This is a genomic window from Methylotenera sp. (assembly GCF_029945535.1).
In the GTDB taxonomy this organism is placed as follows: Bacteria; Pseudomonadota; Gammaproteobacteria; order Burkholderiales; family Methylophilaceae; genus Methylotenera.
Map to the genome: position 1 here is coordinate 13,935 of NZ_JAQSCU010000001.1, position 22,404 is coordinate 36,338.

The 22,404-nt window shown below is 43.3% G+C and carries 27 protein-coding genes; 24 read left to right on the forward strand and 3 right to left on the reverse strand.

Annotation, left to right across the window (positions count from 1 at the left end; all coding sequences use genetic code 11):
* The first annotated feature begins 7 nt into the window (after positions 1-7).
* From PSU72_RS00090 to PSU72_RS00105, 4 genes are read left to right on the forward strand one after another with little or no spacing between them, the layout of a single operon-like run.
* Entirely contained in the window at positions 8-955 is a 948-nt protein-coding gene (locus tag PSU72_RS00090) for a PhoH family protein (protein WP_300429388.1), read from the forward strand.
* A 56-nt stretch (positions 956-1,011) separates the two neighbouring features.
* Entirely contained in the window at positions 1,012-1,431 is a 420-nt protein-coding gene (locus tag PSU72_RS00095; RefSeq protein WP_300429390.1) for a phosphate-starvation-inducible PsiE family protein, read from the forward strand.
* 32 nt (positions 1,432-1,463) lie between these two features.
* Positions 1,464-1,901 (forward strand): rRNA maturation RNase YbeY, encoded by a 438-nt coding sequence (gene ybeY / locus PSU72_RS00100; RefSeq protein ID WP_300429392.1) that lies wholly within the window; start codon positions 1,464-1,466, stop codon positions 1,899-1,901.
* A 10-nt stretch (positions 1,902-1,911) separates the two neighbouring features.
* The gene (locus PSU72_RS00105) at positions 1,912-2,787 is read left to right on the forward strand and encodes an HlyC/CorC family transporter (protein WP_300429394.1); all 876 of its coding nucleotides are present in this window, start codon (positions 1,912-1,914) and stop codon (positions 2,785-2,787) included.
* A 77-nt stretch (positions 2,788-2,864) separates the two neighbouring features.
* On the opposite strand, the gene mscL is transcribed toward PSU72_RS00105, so the two are convergent.
* A complete protein-coding gene (gene mscL, locus PSU72_RS00110; protein WP_300429395.1) occupies positions 2,865-3,278 on the reverse strand; it encodes a large conductance mechanosensitive channel protein MscL in 414 nt (137 codons plus the stop codon).
* 160 nt (positions 3,279-3,438) lie between these two features.
* On the opposite strand from mscL, the gene lnt reads away from it, so the two are divergent.
* From lnt to PSU72_RS00145, 7 genes are all read left to right on the forward strand, one after another.
* Complete coding sequence (gene lnt / locus PSU72_RS00115) at positions 3,439-4,962, forward strand: apolipoprotein N-acyltransferase (protein ID WP_300429397.1); 1,524 nt, start codon at positions 3,439-3,441, stop codon at positions 4,960-4,962.
* 92 nt (positions 4,963-5,054) lie between these two features.
* Positions 5,055-5,978, forward strand: coding sequence for a glycine--tRNA ligase subunit alpha (glyQ, locus tag PSU72_RS00120; protein WP_300383025.1), 924 nt, complete (start codon positions 5,055-5,057; stop codon positions 5,976-5,978).
* Positions 5,975-8,083, forward strand: a complete 2,109-nt coding sequence (gene glyS, locus PSU72_RS00125) for a glycine--tRNA ligase subunit beta (RefSeq protein ID WP_300429399.1) — start codon at positions 5,975-5,977, stop codon at positions 8,081-8,083. The genes glyQ and glyS overlap by 4 nt, the downstream gene beginning before the upstream one ends.
* Before the next feature lie 19 nt (positions 8,084-8,102).
* On the forward strand, positions 8,103-8,663 hold the full coding sequence (gmhB, locus tag PSU72_RS00130; RefSeq protein WP_300429401.1) for a D-glycero-beta-D-manno-heptose 1,7-bisphosphate 7-phosphatase: 561 nt from the start codon (positions 8,103-8,105) through the stop codon (positions 8,661-8,663).
* A 36-nt stretch (positions 8,664-8,699) separates the two neighbouring features.
* The gene (locus tag PSU72_RS00135; protein ID WP_300429403.1) at positions 8,700-9,404 is read left to right on the forward strand and encodes a lysophospholipid acyltransferase family protein; all 705 of its coding nucleotides are present in this window, start codon (positions 8,700-8,702) and stop codon (positions 9,402-9,404) included.
* Complete coding sequence (locus PSU72_RS00140; RefSeq protein ID WP_300429405.1) at positions 9,404-10,108, forward strand: SprT family zinc-dependent metalloprotease; 705 nt, start codon at positions 9,404-9,406, stop codon at positions 10,106-10,108. Before PSU72_RS00135 ends, PSU72_RS00140 begins: the two co-directional genes overlap by 1 nt.
* Before the next feature lie 88 nt (positions 10,109-10,196).
* The gene (locus PSU72_RS00145) at positions 10,197-10,532 is read left to right on the forward strand and encodes a DUF805 domain-containing protein (protein WP_300429406.1); all 336 of its coding nucleotides are present in this window, start codon (positions 10,197-10,199) and stop codon (positions 10,530-10,532) included.
* A 67-nt stretch (positions 10,533-10,599) separates the two neighbouring features.
* Here the strand turns inward: PSU72_RS00145 and PSU72_RS00150 are convergent, their stop codons facing one another.
* On the reverse strand, positions 10,600-11,235 hold the full coding sequence (locus tag PSU72_RS00150) for an SCO family protein (RefSeq protein ID WP_300429408.1): 636 nt from the start codon (positions 11,233-11,235) through the stop codon (positions 10,600-10,602).
* A gap of 85 nt (positions 11,236-11,320) precedes the next feature.
* Between PSU72_RS00150 and PSU72_RS00155 the strand changes: the two genes are divergently transcribed.
* Complete coding sequence (locus PSU72_RS00155; protein WP_300429487.1) at positions 11,321-12,235, forward strand: branched-chain amino acid transaminase; 915 nt, start codon at positions 11,321-11,323, stop codon at positions 12,233-12,235.
* A gap of 103 nt (positions 12,236-12,338) precedes the next feature.
* A complete protein-coding gene (locus PSU72_RS00160) occupies positions 12,339-12,527 on the forward strand; it encodes a zinc-finger domain-containing protein (RefSeq protein ID WP_013148828.1) in 189 nt (62 codons plus the stop codon).
* Positions 12,528-12,558: 31 nt separating this feature from the next.
* Here the strand turns inward: PSU72_RS00160 and murI are convergent, their stop codons facing one another.
* On the reverse strand, positions 12,559-13,410 hold the full coding sequence (murI, locus tag PSU72_RS00165) for a glutamate racemase (RefSeq protein ID WP_300429414.1): 852 nt from the start codon (positions 13,408-13,410) through the stop codon (positions 12,559-12,561).
* Between the two features lie 47 nt (positions 13,411-13,457).
* On the opposite strand from murI, the gene PSU72_RS00170 reads away from it, so the two are divergent.
* The 11 genes from PSU72_RS00170 to fba all read left to right on the forward strand — a co-directional run bounded on the left by PSU72_RS00170 (position 13,458) and on the right by fba (position 22,382).
* The gene (locus tag PSU72_RS00170) at positions 13,458-14,006 is read left to right on the forward strand and encodes a cob(I)yrinic acid a,c-diamide adenosyltransferase (RefSeq protein WP_300429416.1); all 549 of its coding nucleotides are present in this window, start codon (positions 13,458-13,460) and stop codon (positions 14,004-14,006) included.
* 48 nt (positions 14,007-14,054) lie between these two features.
* Positions 14,055-15,515: a polynucleotide adenylyltransferase PcnB gene (gene pcnB / locus PSU72_RS00175; protein ID WP_300429417.1), complete on the forward strand. Its 1,461-nt coding sequence runs from the start codon at positions 14,055-14,057 to the stop codon at positions 15,513-15,515.
* 12 nt (positions 15,516-15,527) lie between these two features.
* Positions 15,528-16,019 (forward strand): 2-amino-4-hydroxy-6-hydroxymethyldihydropteridine diphosphokinase, encoded by a 492-nt coding sequence (folK, locus tag PSU72_RS00180; RefSeq protein WP_300429419.1) that lies wholly within the window; start codon positions 15,528-15,530, stop codon positions 16,017-16,019.
* 16 nt (positions 16,020-16,035) lie between these two features.
* The gene (locus tag PSU72_RS00185; protein WP_300429421.1) at positions 16,036-16,683 is read left to right on the forward strand and encodes a deoxynucleoside kinase; all 648 of its coding nucleotides are present in this window, start codon (positions 16,036-16,038) and stop codon (positions 16,681-16,683) included.
* Between the two features lie 8 nt (positions 16,684-16,691).
* The gene (gene panB / locus PSU72_RS00190) at positions 16,692-17,504 is read left to right on the forward strand and encodes a 3-methyl-2-oxobutanoate hydroxymethyltransferase (RefSeq protein WP_300429423.1); all 813 of its coding nucleotides are present in this window, start codon (positions 16,692-16,694) and stop codon (positions 17,502-17,504) included.
* 12 nt (positions 17,505-17,516) lie between these two features.
* Entirely contained in the window at positions 17,517-18,365 is an 849-nt protein-coding gene (gene panC / locus PSU72_RS00195; RefSeq protein ID WP_300429425.1) for a pantoate--beta-alanine ligase, read from the forward strand.
* Between the two features lie 136 nt (positions 18,366-18,501).
* Entirely contained in the window at positions 18,502-18,882 is a 381-nt protein-coding gene (gene panD, locus PSU72_RS00200; protein ID WP_300429427.1) for an aspartate 1-decarboxylase, read from the forward strand.
* Entirely contained in the window at positions 18,883-19,260 is a 378-nt protein-coding gene (rsfS, locus tag PSU72_RS00205) for a ribosome silencing factor (protein WP_013148837.1), read from the forward strand. It abuts the gene before it with no gap.
* A gap of 28 nt (positions 19,261-19,288) precedes the next feature.
* A complete protein-coding gene (gene rlmH / locus PSU72_RS00210; protein ID WP_013148838.1) occupies positions 19,289-19,756 on the forward strand; it encodes a 23S rRNA (pseudouridine(1915)-N(3))-methyltransferase RlmH in 468 nt (155 codons plus the stop codon).
* A 2-nt stretch (positions 19,757-19,758) separates the two neighbouring features.
* On the forward strand, positions 19,759-21,198 hold the full coding sequence (locus tag PSU72_RS00215; RefSeq protein ID WP_300429430.1) for a deoxyribodipyrimidine photo-lyase: 1,440 nt from the start codon (positions 19,759-19,761) through the stop codon (positions 21,196-21,198).
* A gap of 113 nt (positions 21,199-21,311) precedes the next feature.
* Positions 21,312-22,382, forward strand: coding sequence for a class II fructose-bisphosphate aldolase (gene fba, locus PSU72_RS00220; protein ID WP_300429432.1), 1,071 nt, complete (start codon positions 21,312-21,314; stop codon positions 22,380-22,382).
* The last annotated feature ends 22 nt before the right edge of the window (positions 22,383-22,404 follow it).

A 22,404-nucleotide genomic window follows, 5' to 3' on the forward strand; every position in this document is an offset into this window, starting at 1 on the left:
AGTCGTAATGGAAATCAACCTAACCCCAGAAGACAACACACGTTTAGCCAATCTATGCGGCGTACTTGATGAAAATATCAAGCAAATTGAGGATGCGCTAGAAGTACAAATCGCAAGACGTGGCGCGCACATGCGCTTTACAGGCGATGTTCACAATATGCGCTTGGCTGTGCAGTTGATTGAGAGCTTTTATATTCGCGCTAAAAATCCAATTGGTCTTGATGAGATTCAGTTGGGTTTAGTCGAAATCAATAAGCTCAAGCCTGAAGATGTAGCCACTTCAAACGCGCCAACTTTAATGACGCGCCGCACTGAACTACATGGCCGCACGCCTAGACAAATCGCCTATTTGCAGCAGATTCAAGACCATGACATCACTTTTGGCATAGGCCCTGCAGGTACAGGTAAAACCTATTTAGCCGTTGCCAGCGCAGTAGATGCGATGAGTCGTGACCGAGTAAAACGTATTGTTCTAGTGCGCCCAGCGGTAGAAGCTGGCGAAAAATTAGGCTTTTTACCTGGCGACTTAAACCAAAAAGTTGATCCCTATTTACGCCCTTTATACGACGCGCTATATGACTTAGCGGGCTACGACACCGTGAATAAAATGTTTGAACGTGGTGCAATTGAAGTAGCGCCTTTAGCTTACATGCGTGGGCGTACGCTCAACCAAAGCTTTATCATTTTAGATGAAGCGCAAAACACCACACCTGAGCAAATGAAGATGTTTTTAACGCGCATTGGCTTTGGCACTAAAGCCGTGATTACTGGCGATGTGACGCAAATTGACTTACAGCGCCATCAAAAAAGCGGGTTGGTTGAAGCACAAAAAGTGTTAAAAGACATCAAAGGCATTGCCATGACGCACTTTTTATCTGCCGATGTAGTACGCCACCCTTTGGTACAAAAAATCGTCAATGCGTATGAAGAATACGAGAAAAATAACGAGAAATAAAACCTTACAAGTAGTAAGGTATAATTGATTTTCCATTTGAAGATTTAGGTTTAAAAATGACGCCCAATAAATTTAGCAAACTGATGCAACGCGGACTTGGTTATGTCGAACAAACCGTACTAATTACCATTGCATTTGCCACTATTTTTGCGGTATTTCAGGCGATTACGCATATCTGGTTGGCTGGCGCGATCACGGTAGGTGATTTGCTATTGCTATTTTTATACCTAGAAGTCATGTCTATGCTCAACCACTACCTTGGCTCTGGTAACCTGCCTGTGCGCTATCCGCTATATATCGGCATTATTGCTTTGGCACGATTTTTGGTATTGGAAGTCGCGGAGATAGACGCTTGGCGCATGTTTGCGCTATCAGGCTCAATTTTCTTGATTGCGATTGCCATCCTCATCATCCGCTTCGGTCATGTGCGCTATCCTTATGTAGACTGCCCGACGCAGCAATCTAATAACAATTAATCACCTAATAACTTACTGCCAACTTAAATAATATGCCCAACCTTAATTTGGCAGTTCAATACGCATCAACCTTAGCTGACTTGCCCAGTAGATCACAGTTTAGACTATGGGCTAAAGCCGCTATTCGAGTTAATACCGAAGCAACGATAAGAATCGTCGATGAAGCTGAAGGCCGTGAGCTTAACAAAGCTTATCGTGGCAAAGATTATGCGACCAATGTGCTGACGTTTCCACTCACCGAAGAGCCGCACTTAATGGGCGACATTATCATTTGCGCGCCAGTAGTTGCCGCAGAGGCGCTAGCGCAAAACAAACCGCTTGTAGCTCATTACGCACATTTAACAGTGCATGGCATTTTACATTTGCATGGCTATGACCATGAAGTTGAAGCGCAAGCGGAGCTGATGGAAGGTTTAGAGACTGCAATTATCACAAAATTAGGGTATGCTGATCCCTATCTCATTACATAGGACGCCACTAATGGCTGCCGAGTCGGAAAAACCTAGCAACAAACCCACTAATCATAAGTTAAATAACAAGCCAAGCTTGTTGGAACGCCTCAGTCACTTTTTATTACGTGAACCTGAAGACCGCGAACAACTTGTAACGCTACTACACGGCGCTTACGAAAACAGCTTGATGGATGCAGACTCTCTCGCAATGATAGAAGGTGTGCTGCAAGTCAGTGAAATGCAAGTGCGCGACATCATGATTCCGCGCTCCCAGATGGATGTCATCGACATCACCGACCCTCCTGAGACCTTTATCCCACATGTGATTGAAACCGCGCACTCGCGCTTTCCTGTCATTGAAGATGACAAAAACGATGTAATCGGCATATTACTAGCCAAAGATTTATTACGTTATTACGCAGGTGAAGACTTTGAAGTACGCGATATGCTGCGCCCTGCTGTATTCATACCTGAATCTAAACGCTTGAATATTTTGCTCAAAGAGTTTCGCAGTAATCGTAACCATATTGCCATTGTCGTTGACGAGTATGGCGGCGTAGCAGGCATGGTGACCATTGAGGACGTGCTTGAGCAAATCGTCGGCGATATTGAGGATGAATACGATTACGACGAAGATGAAGACAATGTCATTCAAAATGCGGATGGTCAGTATCGCGTCAAAGCACTGACAGAAATTGCAGACTTTAACGAAATTATCGGCACTGATTTAACGGATGAAGAATTTTCGACCATTGGTGGTTTGGTCGTGCATCAATTTGGAAGATTACCAAAGCGTGACGACGAAATCACATTGAGCGGTTTGCGCTTTAGAGTATTGAAAGCTGACAGTCGCCGATTGCACACTTTGCTGGTAGAAGTGCTAACTGACACCAATGAAGGCTGACTTCATAGTTAAGTTGTAATAAAAAAGGGCTAAAAGCCCTTTTTTATTACTCTGATGATATCCAGTAATGTCGAGTACTACTTTTTCAATGCATCACGAATTTCACGTAACAACACAACATCTTCTGGCGTTGGTGCTGGCGCTGCAGGTGGTTCCGCTTTTTTCATTCTGTTCATCATTTTAACCATTTGAAAAATCACAAAAGCTAAAATCAGAAAGTTGATAGAAATCGTCAAAAAGTTACCGTAAGCAAGCACTGAACCCGCCTTTTTAGCGTCAGCTAAAGACAAACCCGCGGCTTGACCACTAAGTGCAACATACATATTTGAAAAATCTACATTGCCAATGATTTTCCCGATAATAGGCATAATAATATCACCCACCATTGAGTCAATAATCTTACCAAAAGCACCGCCAATAATTACACCGACAGCTAAATCCATTACATTGCCTTTTAAGGCAAATTCTTTAAACTCAGATGTCATGCTCATACGTTTCTCCCATAAAATTAAAGATGACCAATTAAATTAATTGTTGTAACAGCCCGTAATATAGGTTCTAAAGGTATTTCATGTCAATCGACACAATATTTTCACAGCGTTTACATTGTAAATTTTTGTTATCTGGCGCTATCAAGCTACAATTCAGCCCATGCAAATAATCACAAAAAATAGATTCATCAGGTCACTCACAGTTTTTTTACTTGGCGCTTTGTGCGTACTTGGTTTTGCACCATTCTATTTTTATCCTGCCAGCATTTTATCGCTGATTGGCTTATTCTACTTTTGGCATCAGGATTACACACCTAAGCAAGCAGCCATATCAGGTTTTATCTACGGTCTAGGATTATTTAGCACAGGTATTTATTGGATTTATATCAGCCTGCACGACTTTGGCAATATGCCCAGTGCAGCGGCTGGTTTAGCTACATTTTTGTTATGTGCATTTATGGCACTATTCACGGCCTTAGTCGGCGCATTAAGTGTAAAAATCTCAAAACCTCAATCCTCACAACTACTCATCAGCATTCCTATATTTTGGGGATTAGCTGATTGGACACGTAGCTGGATTTTCACAGGCTTTCCGTGGCTCACTATGGGTTATAGCCAAGTGCCTCATAGCCCATTGGCAGGCTACTTGCCGATTATCGGCGTATATGGAGTGTCTATGATCACGGTATTTATTGCGAGTTTGATTGGCTATTGGCTTGCTAAAAAACCGACATTAGTGATTTGGAAACGCTATTCTATTGCACTATTAGTGCTCATTTTAGTGACTGGTAGCCTATTAAAACTGGTTGAATGGACCAAGCCAACATCCAAACCAATCTCAGTGGCGTTACTACAAGGCAATATTGCGCAAGATATTAAATGGTCGCCCGAAGTCGCTGAAAAGACTTTAAGCTTATACCTTCACATGGCAGAAGCGAGTACAGCAAAACTCATCATCATGCCAGAAACTGCAATGCCAGTGCTTTCCAGCCAAATTCCGCAAGAACTAATTGTCCGTTTACAAACTCATGCAGTTAAAAATCAAGGTGCAATTCTAGTCGGCGCGGTTGAGCACGAAAATGATGAGTATTTCAACAGCGTATTGAGTATTGATGGCGGCAAACCTGAAGTTTATCGCAAGTCTCACTTGGTACCTTTTGGTGAGTTCATTCCATTAAAAGTCGCTTTCGGCTGGATTTATCGCGACTTACTCAATATGCCACTCAGTGACTTAACCAGAGGTAGTATTCACCAACAACCGATGAACATCGCTGATGAAAAAGTTGCCATCAACATTTGTTATGAAGACGTATTCGGCGAAGAAATTATCCGTCAACTACCTGCCGCCACGCTCTTAGTGAACGCTAGTAATGATGCTTGGTATGGTCAATCCAACGCGGCATTTCAACACATGCAATTCTCGCAGGCTCGCGCTTTAGAAACTGGTCGTACCGTTTTACGTGCAACTAACACTGGCGCTACTGCCATCATCGACCCTCATGGCAATGTATTAGCCCATGCACCACATTTTACTGAAACTACGTTGAATGGCATGGCGCAAGGTTACAGTGGCAGTACGCCTTATGTACGTTGGGGCAACTGGTTGTTTCTGATTATTTGCCTGATTGGCCTCACCGCTATCTGTTTGCCCAATTTTTTGGCAAGTAAGCGTAAAACAAAGTAAAATCACTACTTTCTTAAATACTACGATTTAAAGCTGTACCACTTAAATCTATTAGACTAGAACCATTTAGAATCGAACCTTAGAATCAAACCATGGCACTCACTTTTCAACAAATCATTCTCACCCTGCAAAACTACTGGAGCGATAAAGGCTGCGCATTACTGCAATCTTACGACATGGAGGTTGGCGCAGGCACTTCACACACAGCAACTTTTTTGCGCTCATTAGGCCCAGAGCCATGGAAGGCAGCTTATGTGCAACCAAGCCGCCGCCCAAAAGATGGTCGTTATGGTGAAAACCCAAACCGTTTGCAACATTACTACCAATTTCAAGTAGTGTTAAAGCCAGCACCTGCAGATATTTTAGAGCTGTATTTGGGCTCACTTGAAGCGCTTGGGTTTGATTTAAAAAAGAATGACATTCGCTTTGTTGAAGATGACTGGGAAAATCCAACGCTAGGCGCATGGGGCTTGGGTTGGGAAGTTTGGTTAAACGGTATGGAAGTCACACAATTCACCTACTTTCAACAAGTCGGCGGCATTAACTGCAAACCAATTACAGGTGAAATCACCTACGGATTAGAGCGTTTGGCGATGTATCTACAAGGCGTAGACAACGTTTACGACTTAACTTGGACAGATGGTTTGAGCTATGGTGACGTCTATCTGCAGAATGAAAAAGAGCAATCAACCTACAACTTTGAACACTCAGATGCTGATTTCCTGTTTACCGCATTCACGGCACATGAAAAACAAGCTTTGCATCTCATTGAAGAAAAACTCTCACTACCTGCTTACGAGCAAGTGCTAAAAGCTGCTCATACCTTCAACTTGCTAGATGCACGTGGCGCGATTTCTGTGACAGAACGCGCAGGCTATATTGGCCGCATCCGCAACCTTGCCCGTTCAGTCGCGGCAGGCTACTTGGAAAGCCGCGCCAGACTTGGCTTCCCAATGGCACCAAAAGATTGGGCAGATGAAGTATTAACAGAATTAGCTAAGAAAGCCGCAGCATGAGTACGCAAAATTTATTAGTAGAATTATTTGTAGAAGAACTACCTCCGAAAGCCCTGAATAAACTAGGCGAGGCATTTTCAAACGTATTGTTTGAAACACTGAAATCACAAGGCTTAGCTACTGCTGATTCAGTTGTAACTGCTTTTGCATCGCCACGTCGTCTTGCTGTGCATGCGACAAATATACTAGCGGTCGCGCCAGATAAAACCTCCACACAAAAACTCATGCCTGTAAGTGTGGGTTTAGATGCTAATGGCAACCCAACACCAGCCTTAATCAAACGTTTAAACGGTATGGGATTGGATGAAAGCGCTGTCGCAAATTTAACCAAGCAAGCCGATGGCAAAAATGAAGCTTTGTTTTTAGATGTTTTACAAAAAGGCGTTTCGCTTAAAGATGGCTTGCAAAGCGCATTGAATGAAGCAATCTCAAAATTGCCGATTCCAAAAGTGATGACTTACCAATTAGCAGATGGCTGGACGAGCGTGAACTTTGTGCGCCCTGCGCATAGCTTAGTGGCACTTCATGGCAATGAAGTGATTGCAGTTACAGCCCTTGGTTTAACTGCTGGTAATGCTACTCAAGGTCATAGATTTGAAGCTAAAGTTTCCCCAGTTGTTTTAAAAAATGCTGATAGTTACGCAGAACAATTGAAAACTGAAGGCGCAGTCATTGCCAGCTTTTCTGAACGCCGTGCAGAAATCGTACGTCAACTCAATGCTGCCTCAGCAAAACAAAACCTAAAACCCATTGAAGATGATGCCCTTTTAGATGAAGTCACCGCACTGGTGGAGCGTCCAAATGTATTACTCGGTCAGTTTGAAGAAATTTACCTAGAAGTACCGCAAGAGTGTTTGATTTTGACCATGAAGGCAAATCAAAAATACTTCCCGCTACTGGATGCCAATGACAAACTAACTAATAAGTTTTTGATTGTCTCTAATATCAGTCCAGATGATGCCAGTGCTGTCATCGGCGGTAATGAGCGTGTTGTCCGCCCTCGCCTTGCTGATGCCAAGTTCTTCTTTGACCAAGACCGTAAGAAAACTTTGGAAAGCCGCTTAGAAGGTTTGAATAAGGTGGTTTACCACAACAAACTCGGCAGCCAAGGCGAAAGAATGCAGAGAGTAAGAGTTATTACTGAAATAATAGCAATGATCACTAACCCTATGCTAGTTGCCGATGCACAAAAAGCTGCAGAGTTGGCAAAGACTGATTTGCTAACTGATATGGTAGGGGAATTCCCAGAGTTACAAGGCATTATGGGGCGCTATTATGCGCAGCATGAAGGCTTAAATAGCGATGTAGCATTTGCAATTGAGGACCACTACAAACCTCGATTTGCTGGTGATGAGTTACCTCGTAATGAAGTGGGAGTTGTAGTTGCTTTAGCAGACAAATTAGATACATTAGTTGGCCTATTCAGTATTGGCGAAAAACCAACTGGTGATAAAGACCCATTCGGCTTGCGCAGACAAGCATTAGGCATTATTCGCATGCTAATTGAATGCAAACTACCTCTAGAATTTAGCAAACTCATTGAAGGTGTTCTAAAGCAATTTAATGCTGAAGCTAGTACCCAATCTGCTACTGTTCAAGCTATTAAAGAATTTTGCTTCGATCGCCTAAGCGTAAACCTGCGTGAACAAGGCGCAAGCCCACAAGAAGTTGATGCCGTACTGTCGCTAAACCCTGAGATTTTAAGTGATATTCCACAGTGTTTAAATGCAGTACGCTCATTCTCAGCCTTGGAAGAAGCCCCTGCCCTAGCAGCTGCCAACAAACGTGTCGGTAATATTCTGAAAAAAGTTGAAGGCGAAGTAAAAGCTGAAGTAAATGCTAACTTACTGCAAGAACCAGCTGAAATCGCACTCAACGATGCATTAAGCAAAGTAAAACCTGAAGCTGATAAGTTGTTTGAAAGTGGCGATTACACAGCATCTCTTAAATCACTCTCAGCTTTAAAAGCACCTGTAGATGCTTTCTTTGACAATGTCATGGTAAATGCTGACGACCCTGCGCTTAAAGCGAACCGTCTTGGTTTATTGGCGATTTTGCACCAAACCATGAACCGTGTTGCAGATTTATCTAAACTAGCTAGTTAACCAACAAAGCGAGCCCCCCATGAAACTAGTGATTCTAGATAGAGACGGCGTGATCAATCAAGATTCTGCCAATTTCATCAAAAGTCCAAATGAGTGGATTTCTGTTGCAGGTAGCCTAGAGGCAATTGCCTTGCTGAATCAATCTGGCTTTAGAGTGGCGGTGGCGACTAATCAATCTGGCATTAGTCGTGGTTTGTTTGACATGACTACGCTCAACAGTATTCACGACAAAATGCATAGAGAGCTAGCCGTTGTAGGTGGGCGAATCGATGCGATATTTTACTGCCCTCATGCGGCGGATGAGCATTGTCATTGCCGAAAACCTGATACGGGCATGATAGAAGAAATTGGCTTACGCTTTTCAATGGAATTGGATGGTGTGCCTGCTGTTGGCGATGCGCTACGTGATTTACAAGCCTTCGCCAGTGCTGGTTGCCAGCCTATTTTAGTGCTTACAGGTAAGGGTGAAGCCACTTTAGCGGCATCCAAACAAAATCCTGAAAAAGCCTTACCGCCAAACACTTGGATTTGTGCAGATTTAGCAGAAGCTGTGCAGCGCATTGTCACCGATCTAGACTAAACCTAAACACACGGCTAAACACTCTCGAAAGTCAGTATGCTATTTTTGCGTTCTTTGTTGTTTTTTATCGGCCAAGTCATTACCGCGCCAATTTTCACGCTAGTTGCCCTGCTCGCCATGCCGCTTAACCCGATATTGCGTAACGATTTAATCTCAGGCTGGGCACGCAGTATGTTGTGGTGGCTAAAAGTTACTTGCAACATTCGCCATGAAATTACAGGCTTAGAAAACATCTCAGATTCGCCGACAATCGTCTTGTCCAAACATCAATCTGCTTGGGAAACACTGGCTTTTCAAGCTATTTTTCCAACGCAAGTTTACGTGCTAAAACGTGAATTATTATGGATTCCAATCTTTGGCTGGGGCTTAGCGATGTCATCGCCCATCGCCATTGACCGCAGCGCTGGTCGTGAAGCACTTAAAAAATTAGTGGCAAATGGTCAGGCTAGATTGAACCGTGGGTTTTGGGTAGTCATATTTCCAGAAGGCACGCGTATTACGCCAGGTGAACGCAGTAAATATCATATTGGTGGCGCATGGTTAGCAACGCACACAAAAACTCAAGTGCTACCAGTTGCACACAATGCAGGTGAATATTGGGCTAAAAACACGTTCATCAAAAAACCTGGCGTGATTAAAATGCATATCGGCAAGCCGATTCTGACTGCTGGCTTGAAAGCAGATGCATTAAATCATCAAGTAGAAAGCTGGATTGAAGCTGAGATGCTCACATTAAATTAATGAGCCACTCCCTAACTTTGCCCTCTGGCGACCAATTACATTACCAATTAGAACGCCGCCAACGCCGTACCGTAGGCTTAAAAATCACCCAAGCAGGCTTAGTCATACATGCTCCTAAACGCATTTCACAGTCGCAGCTTGAAGACATCATCGTGCAAAAGGCTGACTGGGTACTTAGAAAACTCGCCTCCGTCACCGCCAATAGAATTCCAGAAATACAGTGGCAACATGGCGAACAGTTACTATTTTTAGGTAACGCGATTACGCTAACAATTGAACACAATGCTCGTTCAAAAGCGGTGGAGTATGAGCCAGGTGTTTTGCAATTGGCGATGCCCAATCAAGATGAAATGTTAATCGCGCGTAAAGTGGTTCAGTGGTACAAAAAGCAGGCAATCACTGACTTTACAAGGCGTTTAGAGATTTTCTCAAGCAAACTTGGCGTTAAATTCACATCGCTCACTTTATCCAATGCAGCCTCACGCTGGGGAAGCTGCAACTCAAAAAAAGAGATTAGGTTGAATTGGCGCTTACTGCAAGCTCCGCCACATATCATCAACTACGTAGTTTGCCACGAGCTTGCGCACATCAAAGAAATGAATCATTCAGCCAAATTTTGGGCAACTGTTGCTAGCATATTCCCCGATTACAAAGCTGCTGAAAAAGAATTGAAAGCCTTATCACCACAACTACACAGGTTTTAAAGTTAACCATATTTAATATTATTTACATGGCTATCATGCTAATATTTTAAGCGCTACAACAACTTACGAAAATAACTGGAGGGGCAAAATGAACTTTCAAGATGCAGTAAAAACATGCTTTCAAAAATATGTAGATTTTAGTGGCCGCGCAAAACTACCGGAATTTTGGTGGTTCTTTCTATTCTGTTTCGCAGTCGCGGTGGTGTTAGAATTTGTAGGCAGCTACGTTTCATGGGCTTTTTCACTTGCAACATTCTTACCTTCATTGGCGGTAGGTGCACGTCGTTTGCACGACACAAACAAAAGTGGCTGGTTTCAACTGATTTGGATTATTCCAATTTTAGGTTGGATTGCGATGATTTACTTGTTGGTTCAACCGAGCGACCCAGCAGATAATCAATATGGCACAGCACCAAACAATTAAGCCAGGTTAGCCAATTCAATTATAAAAAAGGGGCTTAGCGCCCCTTTTTAAACTTCAAATTTTCGTATCAGAGTATTTGCTTAATATCATTGGTAATATCGGCAGGCTTTTCTCCGTAATCGACATACAGCCTTATTTTTCCTGTTTTATCAAATATATACATTCCAGCACTATGGTCTAAGGTATAACCGCCTTTACCTTGCGCTTCTACCTTCTTTGCGTATATTTTGAAAGTGGCGGCTGTAGCAGCGATAGTTGGCTCATCGCCTCTAAGACCAATAAATCGTTTATCGAATGATGGTACAAATTGCGCTAACACTTCTTGCGAATCTCTTGCTGGGTCTAGCGTGACAAACAACACTTGTACTTCATCAGCACGCGGCCCAAGCAACTTCATAGTTTGTTTCAAATCCAGCATCGTGGTGGGGCATACATCTGGGCAATGTGTATAACCAAAAAACAATGCCACCGCCTTTCCTTTAAAATCAGCCAGCGTACGAGTTTTACCTGTGTGATCAGTCAAACTGAATGATTGGCCAAAATCTGCGCCTGTAATATCAGTTGCGACCAACTGACTGGCTTCGCCCGCAGGCTTGCAAGCCGATAAAAAACTTAAGAAAACAACAAGGCATATTGATTTTAGTAAATGTTGCACAAAAAACTCCAAATAAGTTTTAAATTTATACGCTTTTGATTTTAACATGCGCTAAGAATTCCGCGCTTTAGTTTACAATAATGCTTTTACAAAATTCGTTAATAAGGCAGCAATAATGGCAATTCCAACCTCAATGGCAGACCGTGATGGCGTAATTTGGTATGACGGTAAAATGGTTAACTGGCGTGACGCGACTACACACGTTTTAACACACACTTTGCACTATGGCATGGGCGTGTTTGAGGGTGTACGTGCTTACAAAACTGATAAAGGCACTGCCATTTTCCGTTTGCAAGAACATACAGACAGATTGTTTCGCAGCGCGCACATTTTGCAAATGAAAATGCCATTTACAAAAGAAGAGATGATGGAAGCGCAGAAAGCAGCCGTGCGTGAAAATAACCTAGAGTCAGCTTATATGCGCCCAATGGCGTTTTATGGCGCTGAAGCGATGGGTATTTCTGCTAAAACATTGTCAACCCACGTGATTGTTGCCGCTTGGAAATGGGGCGCATACATGGGTCAAGAAGCGCTAGATAACGGCATTCGCGTAAAAACATCTTCATTTTCACGTCATCATGTGAACATCACCATGTGTAAAGCCAAAGCTAACGGCAACTACATGAACTCAATTTTAGCGCATCAAGAAGCTGCACAAGATGGCTACGAAGAAGCCTTGTTACTAGATGTAGACGGTTTTGTTGCTGAAGGTTCCGGCGAGAACATATTTATTGTTCGCAATGGCAAACTTTACACACCAGACCTAACTAGCGCGCTAGAAGGCATTACACGCGATACGATTGTTCAGCTTGCTGCTGAAGTCGGCTTAACTGTGATTGAAAAACGCATTACCCGCGATGAGGTATATGGCGCAGATGAAGCTTTCTTTACTGGCACCGCCGCTGAAGTGACACCGATTCGCGAATTAGATCGCCGCGCAATCGGAGCTGGTACAGCTGGTCCTATAACTAAGCAATTACAAAAAATGTATTTTGATGTAGTGACTGGCAAATCAGCTAAACATGCTGATTGGTTAACACTGGTTTAAATTTATATAGTTTAACTTTGTACAAGTTTAACTATTCACACCATTAGAATTTTTGGTCGTTATTCTCGCTTGGGCGGGAATAACGAATTGGGAGCAAATCAGTATGTCCAACATTAACGAAATTGAAGTCTCTGCAAAAGACCTACCTTTGCATTGCCCAACTGCTGAAGTTGCGCTTTGGTCATCTCATCCACGTGTATTTTTAGATGTAGCTAAAACCGGCCACGTTGCATGCCCTTACTGCGGCACAAAATACAAACTTAAAGCAGGCGAAGTAGTCGCGCACCATTAAACTTGTAGCTTTAAATTCACTTTAAAAGCAGCTACAGCACCAACACTTCTGCGTCACCGCCCCACAACTGCTCAATCACTACTTTAGCATTTGGATTTTCACTATTCGTCCAAAACTGCACGTTATTCATTGAAATATGCGCTTCCACCACTTGAGAGCGGTTTGATAACAATCCTTTTTCTTCTAACTGACGTTTCAACTGCTTTGCGACCGCCGCTCCAGTATCAATCAAGGCAACATTAGAACCAACCACTTGCTCAATCACGTGTCGCACAAAGGGGTAATGGGTACAACCTAGCACAATCGTATCAGCACCTTCCGCTAACAACGGCGCGCAATATTGCTGAATGAGCATCTTGGTATTGTCCGCATCCAGTTCGCCGCGCTCGATACACTCCACCAAGCCGACACAAGCTTGCGTCACCACTTTGACATTGCGACCATAGCTTTCTAGCAAGCCAGCAAACTGAGCACTTTTAAGCGTACCTGTAGTTGCTAGCACACCAATAATGCCATTTCTGGAAGCTTCGGCGGCTGGTTTAACTGCAGGCTCCATGCCTATGATTGGTAAAGAGTACTTTTCACGTAAGGAGTCAATGGCTGCGGCAGTCGCTGTATTACAAGCCACTACAAGCGCTTTGGCATCTTTAGCGATTAAAAATTCGGCAATTTCAAAACAGCGTGCTTGAATTTCTGCTGCTGTTTTGTTGCCATAAGGAGCGTATTTGCTATCAGCCACATAAAGCAATTGTTCATTCGGCAATAACGCTTGAATATGTTTTAAAACGGAAATTCCGCCGACGCCAGAATCGAATACGGCAATAGGTTTTTCAATGGGCTTATCAACAGGTGTTTCGTTAGACTTAATGGTTTGAGCGCTCATTACAAGGTCGTCATCAGTTACAATGCAAGTATTATAGAGGAAATATTATGGGAAACAGACTCAGTAAAATTTATACCCGCACAGGTGATAGCGGCACAACTGGCTTGGGTGATGGTAGCCGCATCAACAAAGATAGCTTGCGTGTTGAAGCAATGGGCGATGTTGATGAATTAAACTCAGTCATTGGGGTGATGATGACTGAGGCATTGCCCAACACGCTAGTAGATCCTCTTACACAGATTCAACATGATTTATTCAATGTGGGTGGTGAAATCTGCATTCCAGGCTATGTCATATTGCAGCAATCTCGCATCAGCGATTTAGAGAGCCTGATTGATGAACTCAACAGCCAATTGTCGCCACTTAAAGAGTTTATCTTACCAGGTGGTACCAAAACCGCAGCATACTGCCACCTTGCCCGCACTGTGTGTCGACGTGCCGAACGCAAGCTAGTTGAGCTTCATCGCAATGAAAAAGTCACCGATATTTCACTGCAATATTTGAATCGCTTGTCCGATTTGTTGTTTGTCATGTGTCGTGTCATTAACAAAGAGGCTGGCGTGAGTGACGTTCTTTGGAAAAACGAACATGCTTAATTTTTAGCTTAATTTTTAGAAGTTCTCTTCGTAAGTTATAATTCGACCATGATTAAAAAACTGCTTGATAGAATTTTTAAGCCCAATAGTGCCAAACCTGAGCACGCTAAAGTCGCCGCGGTTAAAACGCAGCAAGCGCATACGCATCGCCCGACACTTAGAACTAAAAAAACAGCACATAAAAATGTCGATAGCGTTAACCATGGCGCAACGGTAATTGCGCATAAAACACATAAAATTGACCGTGACTTGTTAAGCAACGCTGCGCTAAAAACCACAGAAGGTTTACATAAAGCAGGTTTCGAGGCTTATATTGTCGGTGGCGCTGTACGCGACTTACTGCTAAAACGCACACCAAAAGACTTTGATGTTGCGACTGATGCCACGCCAGAAGAAGTGAATCGCATATTTAGACGCTCACGCATTATCGGCAAAAGATTCAGATTAGTACACGTACTCTTTGGTGATGAAACCATAGAAGTTTCAACCTTTCGCGGTAGCCACCTAGAAACTGAAGGTAATCCAAAAGGTGACTCTAAAACCACGGATTCAGGTCGCATCATCCGCGACAATGTATTTGGCTCAATAGTAGATGATGCCGTTCGCCGTGACTTTACGGCAAACGCGCTGTATTACAACCCGGCAAGCCAAGAAGTACTGGATTTTCATCATGGCTATACGGACATAAAAGCTGGCATTCTACGCATGATAGGCAAGCCAGAAACACGCTATGCCGAAGACCCTGTGCGCATGTTGCGTGCGGTTCGCTTGTCTGCAAAGTTAGGGTTAAAGATAGACCAAGCCACACAAGCGCCTATCGCCAAAATGGCAGATTTACTGCAAGACGTGCCCCCTAGCCGCTTGTTTGATGAAATGCTCAAGTTGTTTTTGTCTGGTCATGCCATGGAAAGCGTCAATGCTTTACGCGAACAACACCTGCACCATGGATTACTGCCGATGTTAGACGTAGTGCTTGAACAGCCTATGGGCGAGCGCTTCGTTATGCTGGCACTTAAAAATACCGATGACCGCATCCTTTCTGGCAAATCAGCTAACCCTAGCTTTTTATTTGCTACCCTACTTTGGCATGAAATGTTAGCGGCTTGGGAAAGCTACAAAGAAGAAGGTCAGCACGCAATTCCAGCACTACATATGGCAATGAGTGAAGTAATTGCCACACAAGCTGAGAAAATGGCGATTCATAACCGCTACACTGCCACTATGAAAGAAATTTGGGGCATGCAACCACGTTTTGAACAGCGCGCTGGCAAACGACCTTTTGGCTTGCTTACACACCCACGCTACCGCGCTGGCTATGATTTTTTACTTTTACGTTGTGAATCTGGTGAGTTACCAATGGAATTAGGCGAGTGGTGGACTGAGTTCGCTAACGCTGATGGTGAAGGTCGTACCGCCATGTTACAAGCAGATACCGCACCTAAAAAACGTAAGAAAAGAAGCCGCAAAAAACCTGCTGGTACAAGCTCGACTGTTAGCACAACTGAGTAAATTCCTGTACTTATGAAACAAGCTTTTGTTGCGCTAGGGAGTAATTTAGCAAATCCAATTTCACAAGTAGAATCTGCCTTTGCAGCACTTGAAAACCTACCAAGCACGCGTGTAGTAAAGAAGTCATCTTTATATAAAACGGCGCCGATAGGCTATGAAGCTGATCAACTAAACCAGATTCCAGACTTTATAAATGCAGTAGCAGAGCTTGAAACAGATTTAACCCCGCTTGAGTTGCTCGATGCGCTTTTGGAAATTGAAAATCAGGCTGGGCGTGAACGCCCTTTCCCAAACGCTCCAAGAGTGTTGGATTGTGATTTATTACTTTATGAAAATGTAAGTATGGAGTCCAACAAGCTCATATTGCCACACCCAAGAATGCATCAACGCGGTTTCGTTTTATTACCATTATTTGAAATCGCAGCACAATTATCCATCCCGAATCATGGCAAAATAGCGACATTGATTCATGAGCAGCAATTTACTGGCATTACAAAACTATAGGCAGCACACTAATCGCATGAGCATTTTTAATAAATACCCTTATATCGTTGTTGAAGGCCCTATTGGCTGCGGCAAAACTACGCTAGCCAAAATGTTAGCCGATAAGTTTCCTGTAGATTATTTATCTGAAAAAGCCGAAGCGAATCCATTTTTGCCGCGCTTTTATCAAGATGCACAACGTTATGCATTGCCTACACAGCTGTTTTTTTTGTTTCAGCGCGCTAATCAGATGAAAGATTTGAGCCAGCGTGACATGTTCGCCAAACCAATTATTGCTGACTTTTTCTTAGAAAAAGACCCGATATTTGCGCGACTGAATTTGGATGATGAAGAGTACGCGCTATATCACAACATTTATCAGCATTTGCAATTAAAAGCGCCTAAACCAGACTTGGTGATTTACCTACAAACGCCTATTGACGCACTGATGGAGCGTATTGAAGAGCGCAGTGTCACTTACGAACAAGACATTCCGCGTGAATATATAGAGCGTTTAGCAAATGCGTATAGCGAGTTTTTTCATAATTATGACGCTTCACCAGTACTGATTGTGAATAATGAAAAACTTAATGTGCTAAAAAATGAAGATGCGCTGGATCTGTTGCTTAACCGTATTATGCAAATTAAAGGTCAGCGCGAATTCTTTAATCCGAACTTTGATTAGCTTTCCAAATGAACTTAGCCCAATTACATGAAATGGCGGCGGCAGGCGAGAAAATCGTCATGCTGACTAGTTACGATTCCACTTTTGCCAAGCTTTCTGAAGAAGCTGGTGTAGATATCCTACTTGTAGGCGATTCACTGGGCATGGTGCTGCAAGGCGCAGAAAATACGCTCAATGTCAGTATGCATCACATGACTTATCACACCAAAAGCGTCTCTGCAGGAGCTTTAAATACCTTTATCATGGCGGATATGTCACTTGGCAGCTATGAACACGATAATGAAGCTGCTTACAAAAATGCTGAATGGCTGATTAAATCAGGCGCACACATGGTGAAATTTGAAGGCGGCGGTAGCAAGGTGAAAACGGCTCGTTACTTAGTGGAACGAGGCATTCCAGTCTGTGCACACTTAGGCTTTACGCCACAATCAGTCAATCAGCTTGGCGGCTACAAAATTCAAGGTAAAACCGATGAAAGCGCCGCGCAAATCATGCAAGATGCTATCGCCATGAGTGAAGCTGGTGTTGGTTTTATTTTACTGGAAATGGTGCCTGCTGCCTTAGCCAAAAAAATCACCGAAACCATTAAAACACCAACTATAGGCATAGGTGCTGGGGTTGATTGCAGTGGGCAGGTATTAGTCCTTCAAGACTTACTTGGCATATACACCGGCCCTGCTCATAAAAAACCTAGTGAATTCAAATCACCACGTTTTGTAAGAAACTTCTTAAAAGACACCAACAGCATACAGGCTGCGGTTGCCGCTTACGTCAAAGCGGTTAAAGATAAAAGCTTCCCAGCGCTTGAACATAGCTATTGAGTAAATCACTCCATGCAAGTTATTAAAACCATAGACGAATTAAGAAGCGTTTTAAAAAACCAGTCAAATATCGCCTTTGTGCCAACGATGGGCAATCTGCATGCGGGTCATATTCAATTAGTTGAAGTCGCTAAACAGCAAGCCGAATGCGTGGTGGTGAGTATATTTGTAAATCCACTACAATTCGGGCCAACTGAAGATTTAGCGAGCTATCCTCGCACCTTGGAAGCGGATTGTGAGAAATTAAAAGCCGCTGGTGCGAGCATTGTTTTCACGCCTAGCGTTGAAGAAATGTATGCTGAATTTGACGGCAATAACCTCAATCAGACGATGACAATTACGCCGCCACCAATTGCCAATGAGCTATGTGGTGCAACGCGACCAGGTCACTTTGCTGGTGTTGCCACCGTAGTAATGAAGCTGTTCAATATGGTACAACCGAGTATTGCCGTGTTTGGCCAAAAAGATTTTCAGCAATTATTCATCATCAAACAAATGGTGAGACAGTTTAACTTGCCAATTAACATTATTGGCGTGGACACAGTACGTGAGCCTAGCGGATTAGCAATGAGTTCGCGAAATGGCTACTTATCCAATGAGCAACGTGCAGTTGCAAGCCAGTTAAATAGTGCATTAAAGGACATTGTTCAATCGGTAAAGAGTGGCAATAAAGATTATTCTCAACTAGAGAAAAATGCTAAATCCATACTCAATAGCCAAGGATGGCTAGCTGATTATGTTTCGATACGTTCTAGCCTAACGCTACAGCCTGCAAGTAGCACAGATAATGATTTAGTTGTTTTAGGCGCCGCTAAACTAGGTAATACCCGTCTAATCGACAATCTTACTTTCAATATTTAATACATCTTCCCAGGCAATATTTGAAAATAAAAGCCTGAGTCGCACCGCTATTATTAGTGGTGAATAGATGTTAAGTTACTATAAACCGTTGAATACACTATAATACTGTTTTTTCTATCTAAGAGTTTTCTGCATTATGCAAAGAACAATGCTTAAATCTAAATTACACCGTGTACATGTGACACACAGCGAACTTCATTACGAAGGCAGTTGTGCGATTGATGAAAACTTGCTTGAAGCCGCTAACATTAGTGAGTACGAGCAAATTCATTTGTACAACGTAACCAATGGTGAGCGCTTTAGCACATACGCGATTTTAGCTGAGCGTGGCTCAGGCATTATCTCGGTAAATGGTGCAGCCGCTCACAAAGCAGCGCCTGGCGATATTATGATTATTGCCAGCTATGCGAATTATAATGAATTAGAACTACAAAAGTTCTCTCCCCAACTTGTGTATGTGGACAATCACAACCACATACAATCTCAACGCAATGCAATACCAGCACAGGCCGCTTAAATGACAATTGATGTAAACGCAGTAAACTATTTAGAAACAATGAAACAAGCGGTGATTGATGCCATCGAAGATATTAAAGGCTTCGATATCACGCCTATGGATGTTCGCAAACTTACGAGCATGACCAGCTATATGATTGTTGCATCTGCAACATCAAGCCGCCAAGCAAAAGCGATTGCCGACAACGTGCGTGAAAAGCTTAAAGAAAAAGGCTATCACATTCGCGGTACTGAAGGCGAAAAAGAGGGCGAATGGGTACTGGTCGATTTAGATGACATCGTTGTTCACATCATGGTACCAACCACACGTGCTTATTACAACCTAGAGCAACTATGGGGCGAGGCTGAAAGCCGCCGTGGCCATATCAAAGCTGAGTAATTAGTTCATTCGCCAGCAGGGCTAGTACATGAAGCTGCGTATTATCTCTGTCGGCCACAAAATGCCAAGCTGGGTTGAAACCGCTTGCGCAGAATATACCAAGCGCATGCCGCGTGAAGCCACTGTTGAAATCATCGACATCAAGCCTGAAAAACGTGCCGCGGGCAACAGCACTGAGAACATCCAACTCATTGAAGCGAAACGTATTTTAGAAGCGGTCGGTAAAGACTTCTGCATTGCCTTAGATGAGCGCGGGCAAGAAGTCACCACACTACAACTTGCAGATAAATTCAAAGATTGGCAAGCTTCAAGCCGCGACGTTGCACTCATCATTGGCGGCGCTGACGGGTTGCATACTTCAGTCAAACAAAAAGCTGATTGGCTATGGGGGCTTTCTAAGCTCACATTGCCGCATGCGATGGTGCGCGTATTGCTGGTTGAGCAACTTTACCGCGCACACTCTGTCATTACCAATCATCCCTACCATCGCGAGTAAATATGTCTCAAGCACAGCAAAAATCAACCTATGAAAAATCTTTAGTTTGGTTTAGACGTGACTTACGAGATTACGACCATGCAGCGCTATACCACGCATTAAAATCCTCTAAAAATGTGTATTGCGTCTTTGTATTCGATACCGCTATTCTTAGTCAGTTAAATGATAAAGCGGATCGCCGAGTAGAGTTTATTTGGGAAAGTGTGCGTGAGTTAAAAACCTCGTTACAAAAACACGGTAGCGATTTAATCGTACTGCATGGCAAAGCTGGCGATGAAATTCCAAAATTAGCCAACTCACTTTTAGTGAATGCCGTATTTACCAACCATGATTACGAGCCTAGCGCCATTGCTCGCGATGCGCATGTGGCTGAGCAGCTCAGTATAAACAATATTGCTTTTCATCATTACAAGGATCATGTGATTTTTGAAAAAGATGAAGTATTAAACCTCTCTGGTAAGCCTTATGGTGTATTTACCCCTTATAAAAACATGTGGCTTAAAACAGTTAATGATTTCTTTTTCAAAGCTTATCCAGTAGACGCCTATTTAAGTAATTTGACTAAACTTAATGCCAGTCAGTTGATAAGTTTAGAAGACTTGGGGTTCAAGCGCACAAATTTAGCCAGCATGAGATTGCCTACAGGCATGAAAGGCGGACTAACACTCTTTAATGACTTTAAAGAACGTATGAGTCGTTACAAAGATGCGAGGGACTTTCCTGCAATAAAAGGCGTTTCGTATTTATCCGTACACCTACGTTTTGGCACTATCTCTATACGCCATCTAGCCCGCGAGGCGATGCAAGCTGCCAACACTGGGGCGCAGACTTGGCTAAGTGAACTTATCTGGCGTGATTTTTATGTGCAAATATTGCATCACAACCCAAGCGTTGCCGCAGGTAAAGCTTATAAAGCAGAGTTCGAATCTTTAAAATTTCCAAATGATACCGCACTTTTTCAAGCTTGGTGTGATGGCAAAACGGGCTACCCGCTTGTAGATGCCGCTATGCGACAACTTAACACCACAGGGTTTATGCATAACCGTTTGCGTATGGTGGCGGCGAGCTTTTTGGTGAAAGACTTACTGATAGATTGGCGCTGGGGCGAGCGCTATTTTGCTGAAAAATTAATCGATTTTGACTTAAGCGCCAATAATGGCGGCTGGCAATGGGCTGCCAGCACGGGCTGTGATGCCCAACCTTGGTTTCGCATCTTTAATCCAATCACGCAAAGTGAGCGTTTTGATGCACAAGGAAAATTCATTCGTAAATACGTTCCAGAATTGGCAAAATGTAACGACAAGGAAATTCATGCACCTTGGCTGATTCCGCCATTACGCTTACAAGAGCTAAATTTAAGCATAGGGAAAGACTACGCAGTTCCAGTAGTTGACCACGCCACACAAAGGTTGCAAGCACTAGCGCTCTATAAAAACATATAATATGTTTTATATAAGACATAAGTGTTATATAATTTACGCGCAATAACGAAGCACGCAGAAATACAGAACTTAAGTATACTCATACACATGTTTTAATTATTTGAAAGATCACTATGGCACTCGTTTCATTACGTCAATTGCTAGATCACGCTGCTGAGCACGATTACGGCCTAGCAGCTTTTAATGTTAACAACATGGAGCAAGTTCACGCCATTATGCAAGCGGCGGATGAAGTGAATAGCCCAGTAATTCTGCAAGGATCAGCTGGTGCCCGCAAATATGCAGGTGAAGCTTTTTTAAGGCATTTAGTGTTAGCCGCCATAGAAACCTACCCGCACATCCCCGTTGTCATGCATCAAGATCACGGCCAATCTCCCGCAGTGTGCATTCAGGCAATACGCTCGGGCTTTTCAAGCGTGATGATGGATGGCTCACTAATGGAAGATGCAAAAACGCCTTCCACTTACCAATATAACGTCGATGTGACCAGAAAAATCGTAGAAATCGCGCATGCGATTGGCGTGTCTGTTGAGGGCGAACTCGGTGTACTAGGCTCTTTAGAAACGGGCTTAGCCGGCGAAGAAGATGGCTCTGGCGCAGTTGGCGTATTAAACCACGACCAAATGCTCACCGACCCAGAGGAAGCCGCCGACTTTGTGCGTAGAACAGGTGTAGATGCATTAGCCATCGCCATCGGAACTTCACACGGCGCTTATAAATTTAGCAAGCCTCCAACAGGTAAAACCCTTGCGATTAGTCGCATAAAAGAAATTCATGCACGCATCCCCAACACGCATTTGGTAATGCATGGCTCATCTTCTGTGCCGCAAGAATGGCTACAGATTATCAATGAGTTTGGTGGCGACATGGGCGAAACATATGGCGTGCCCGTAGAAGAAATTGTCGAAGGCATTAAGCACGGTGTGCGCAAAATCAACATTGATACAGACTTACGCATGGCTTACACAGGTTCAATTCGCAAATTTTTCACTGAAAAAAGAAAAGAACTCGACCCAAGGAAATTCCTTAGCGCCTCTACTGTTGCCATGCGTGCCATTTGCAAAGAACGCTACGAAGCTTTTGGCTCCGCAGGGCAAGCTGCACTCATTAAACCTATCTCATGCGATCAAATGGCTTTACGTTATAAGGCAGGTGAATTAGATGCGATCGTTAAATCAAAGTAACTCGACTTATAAGTCAAAAATA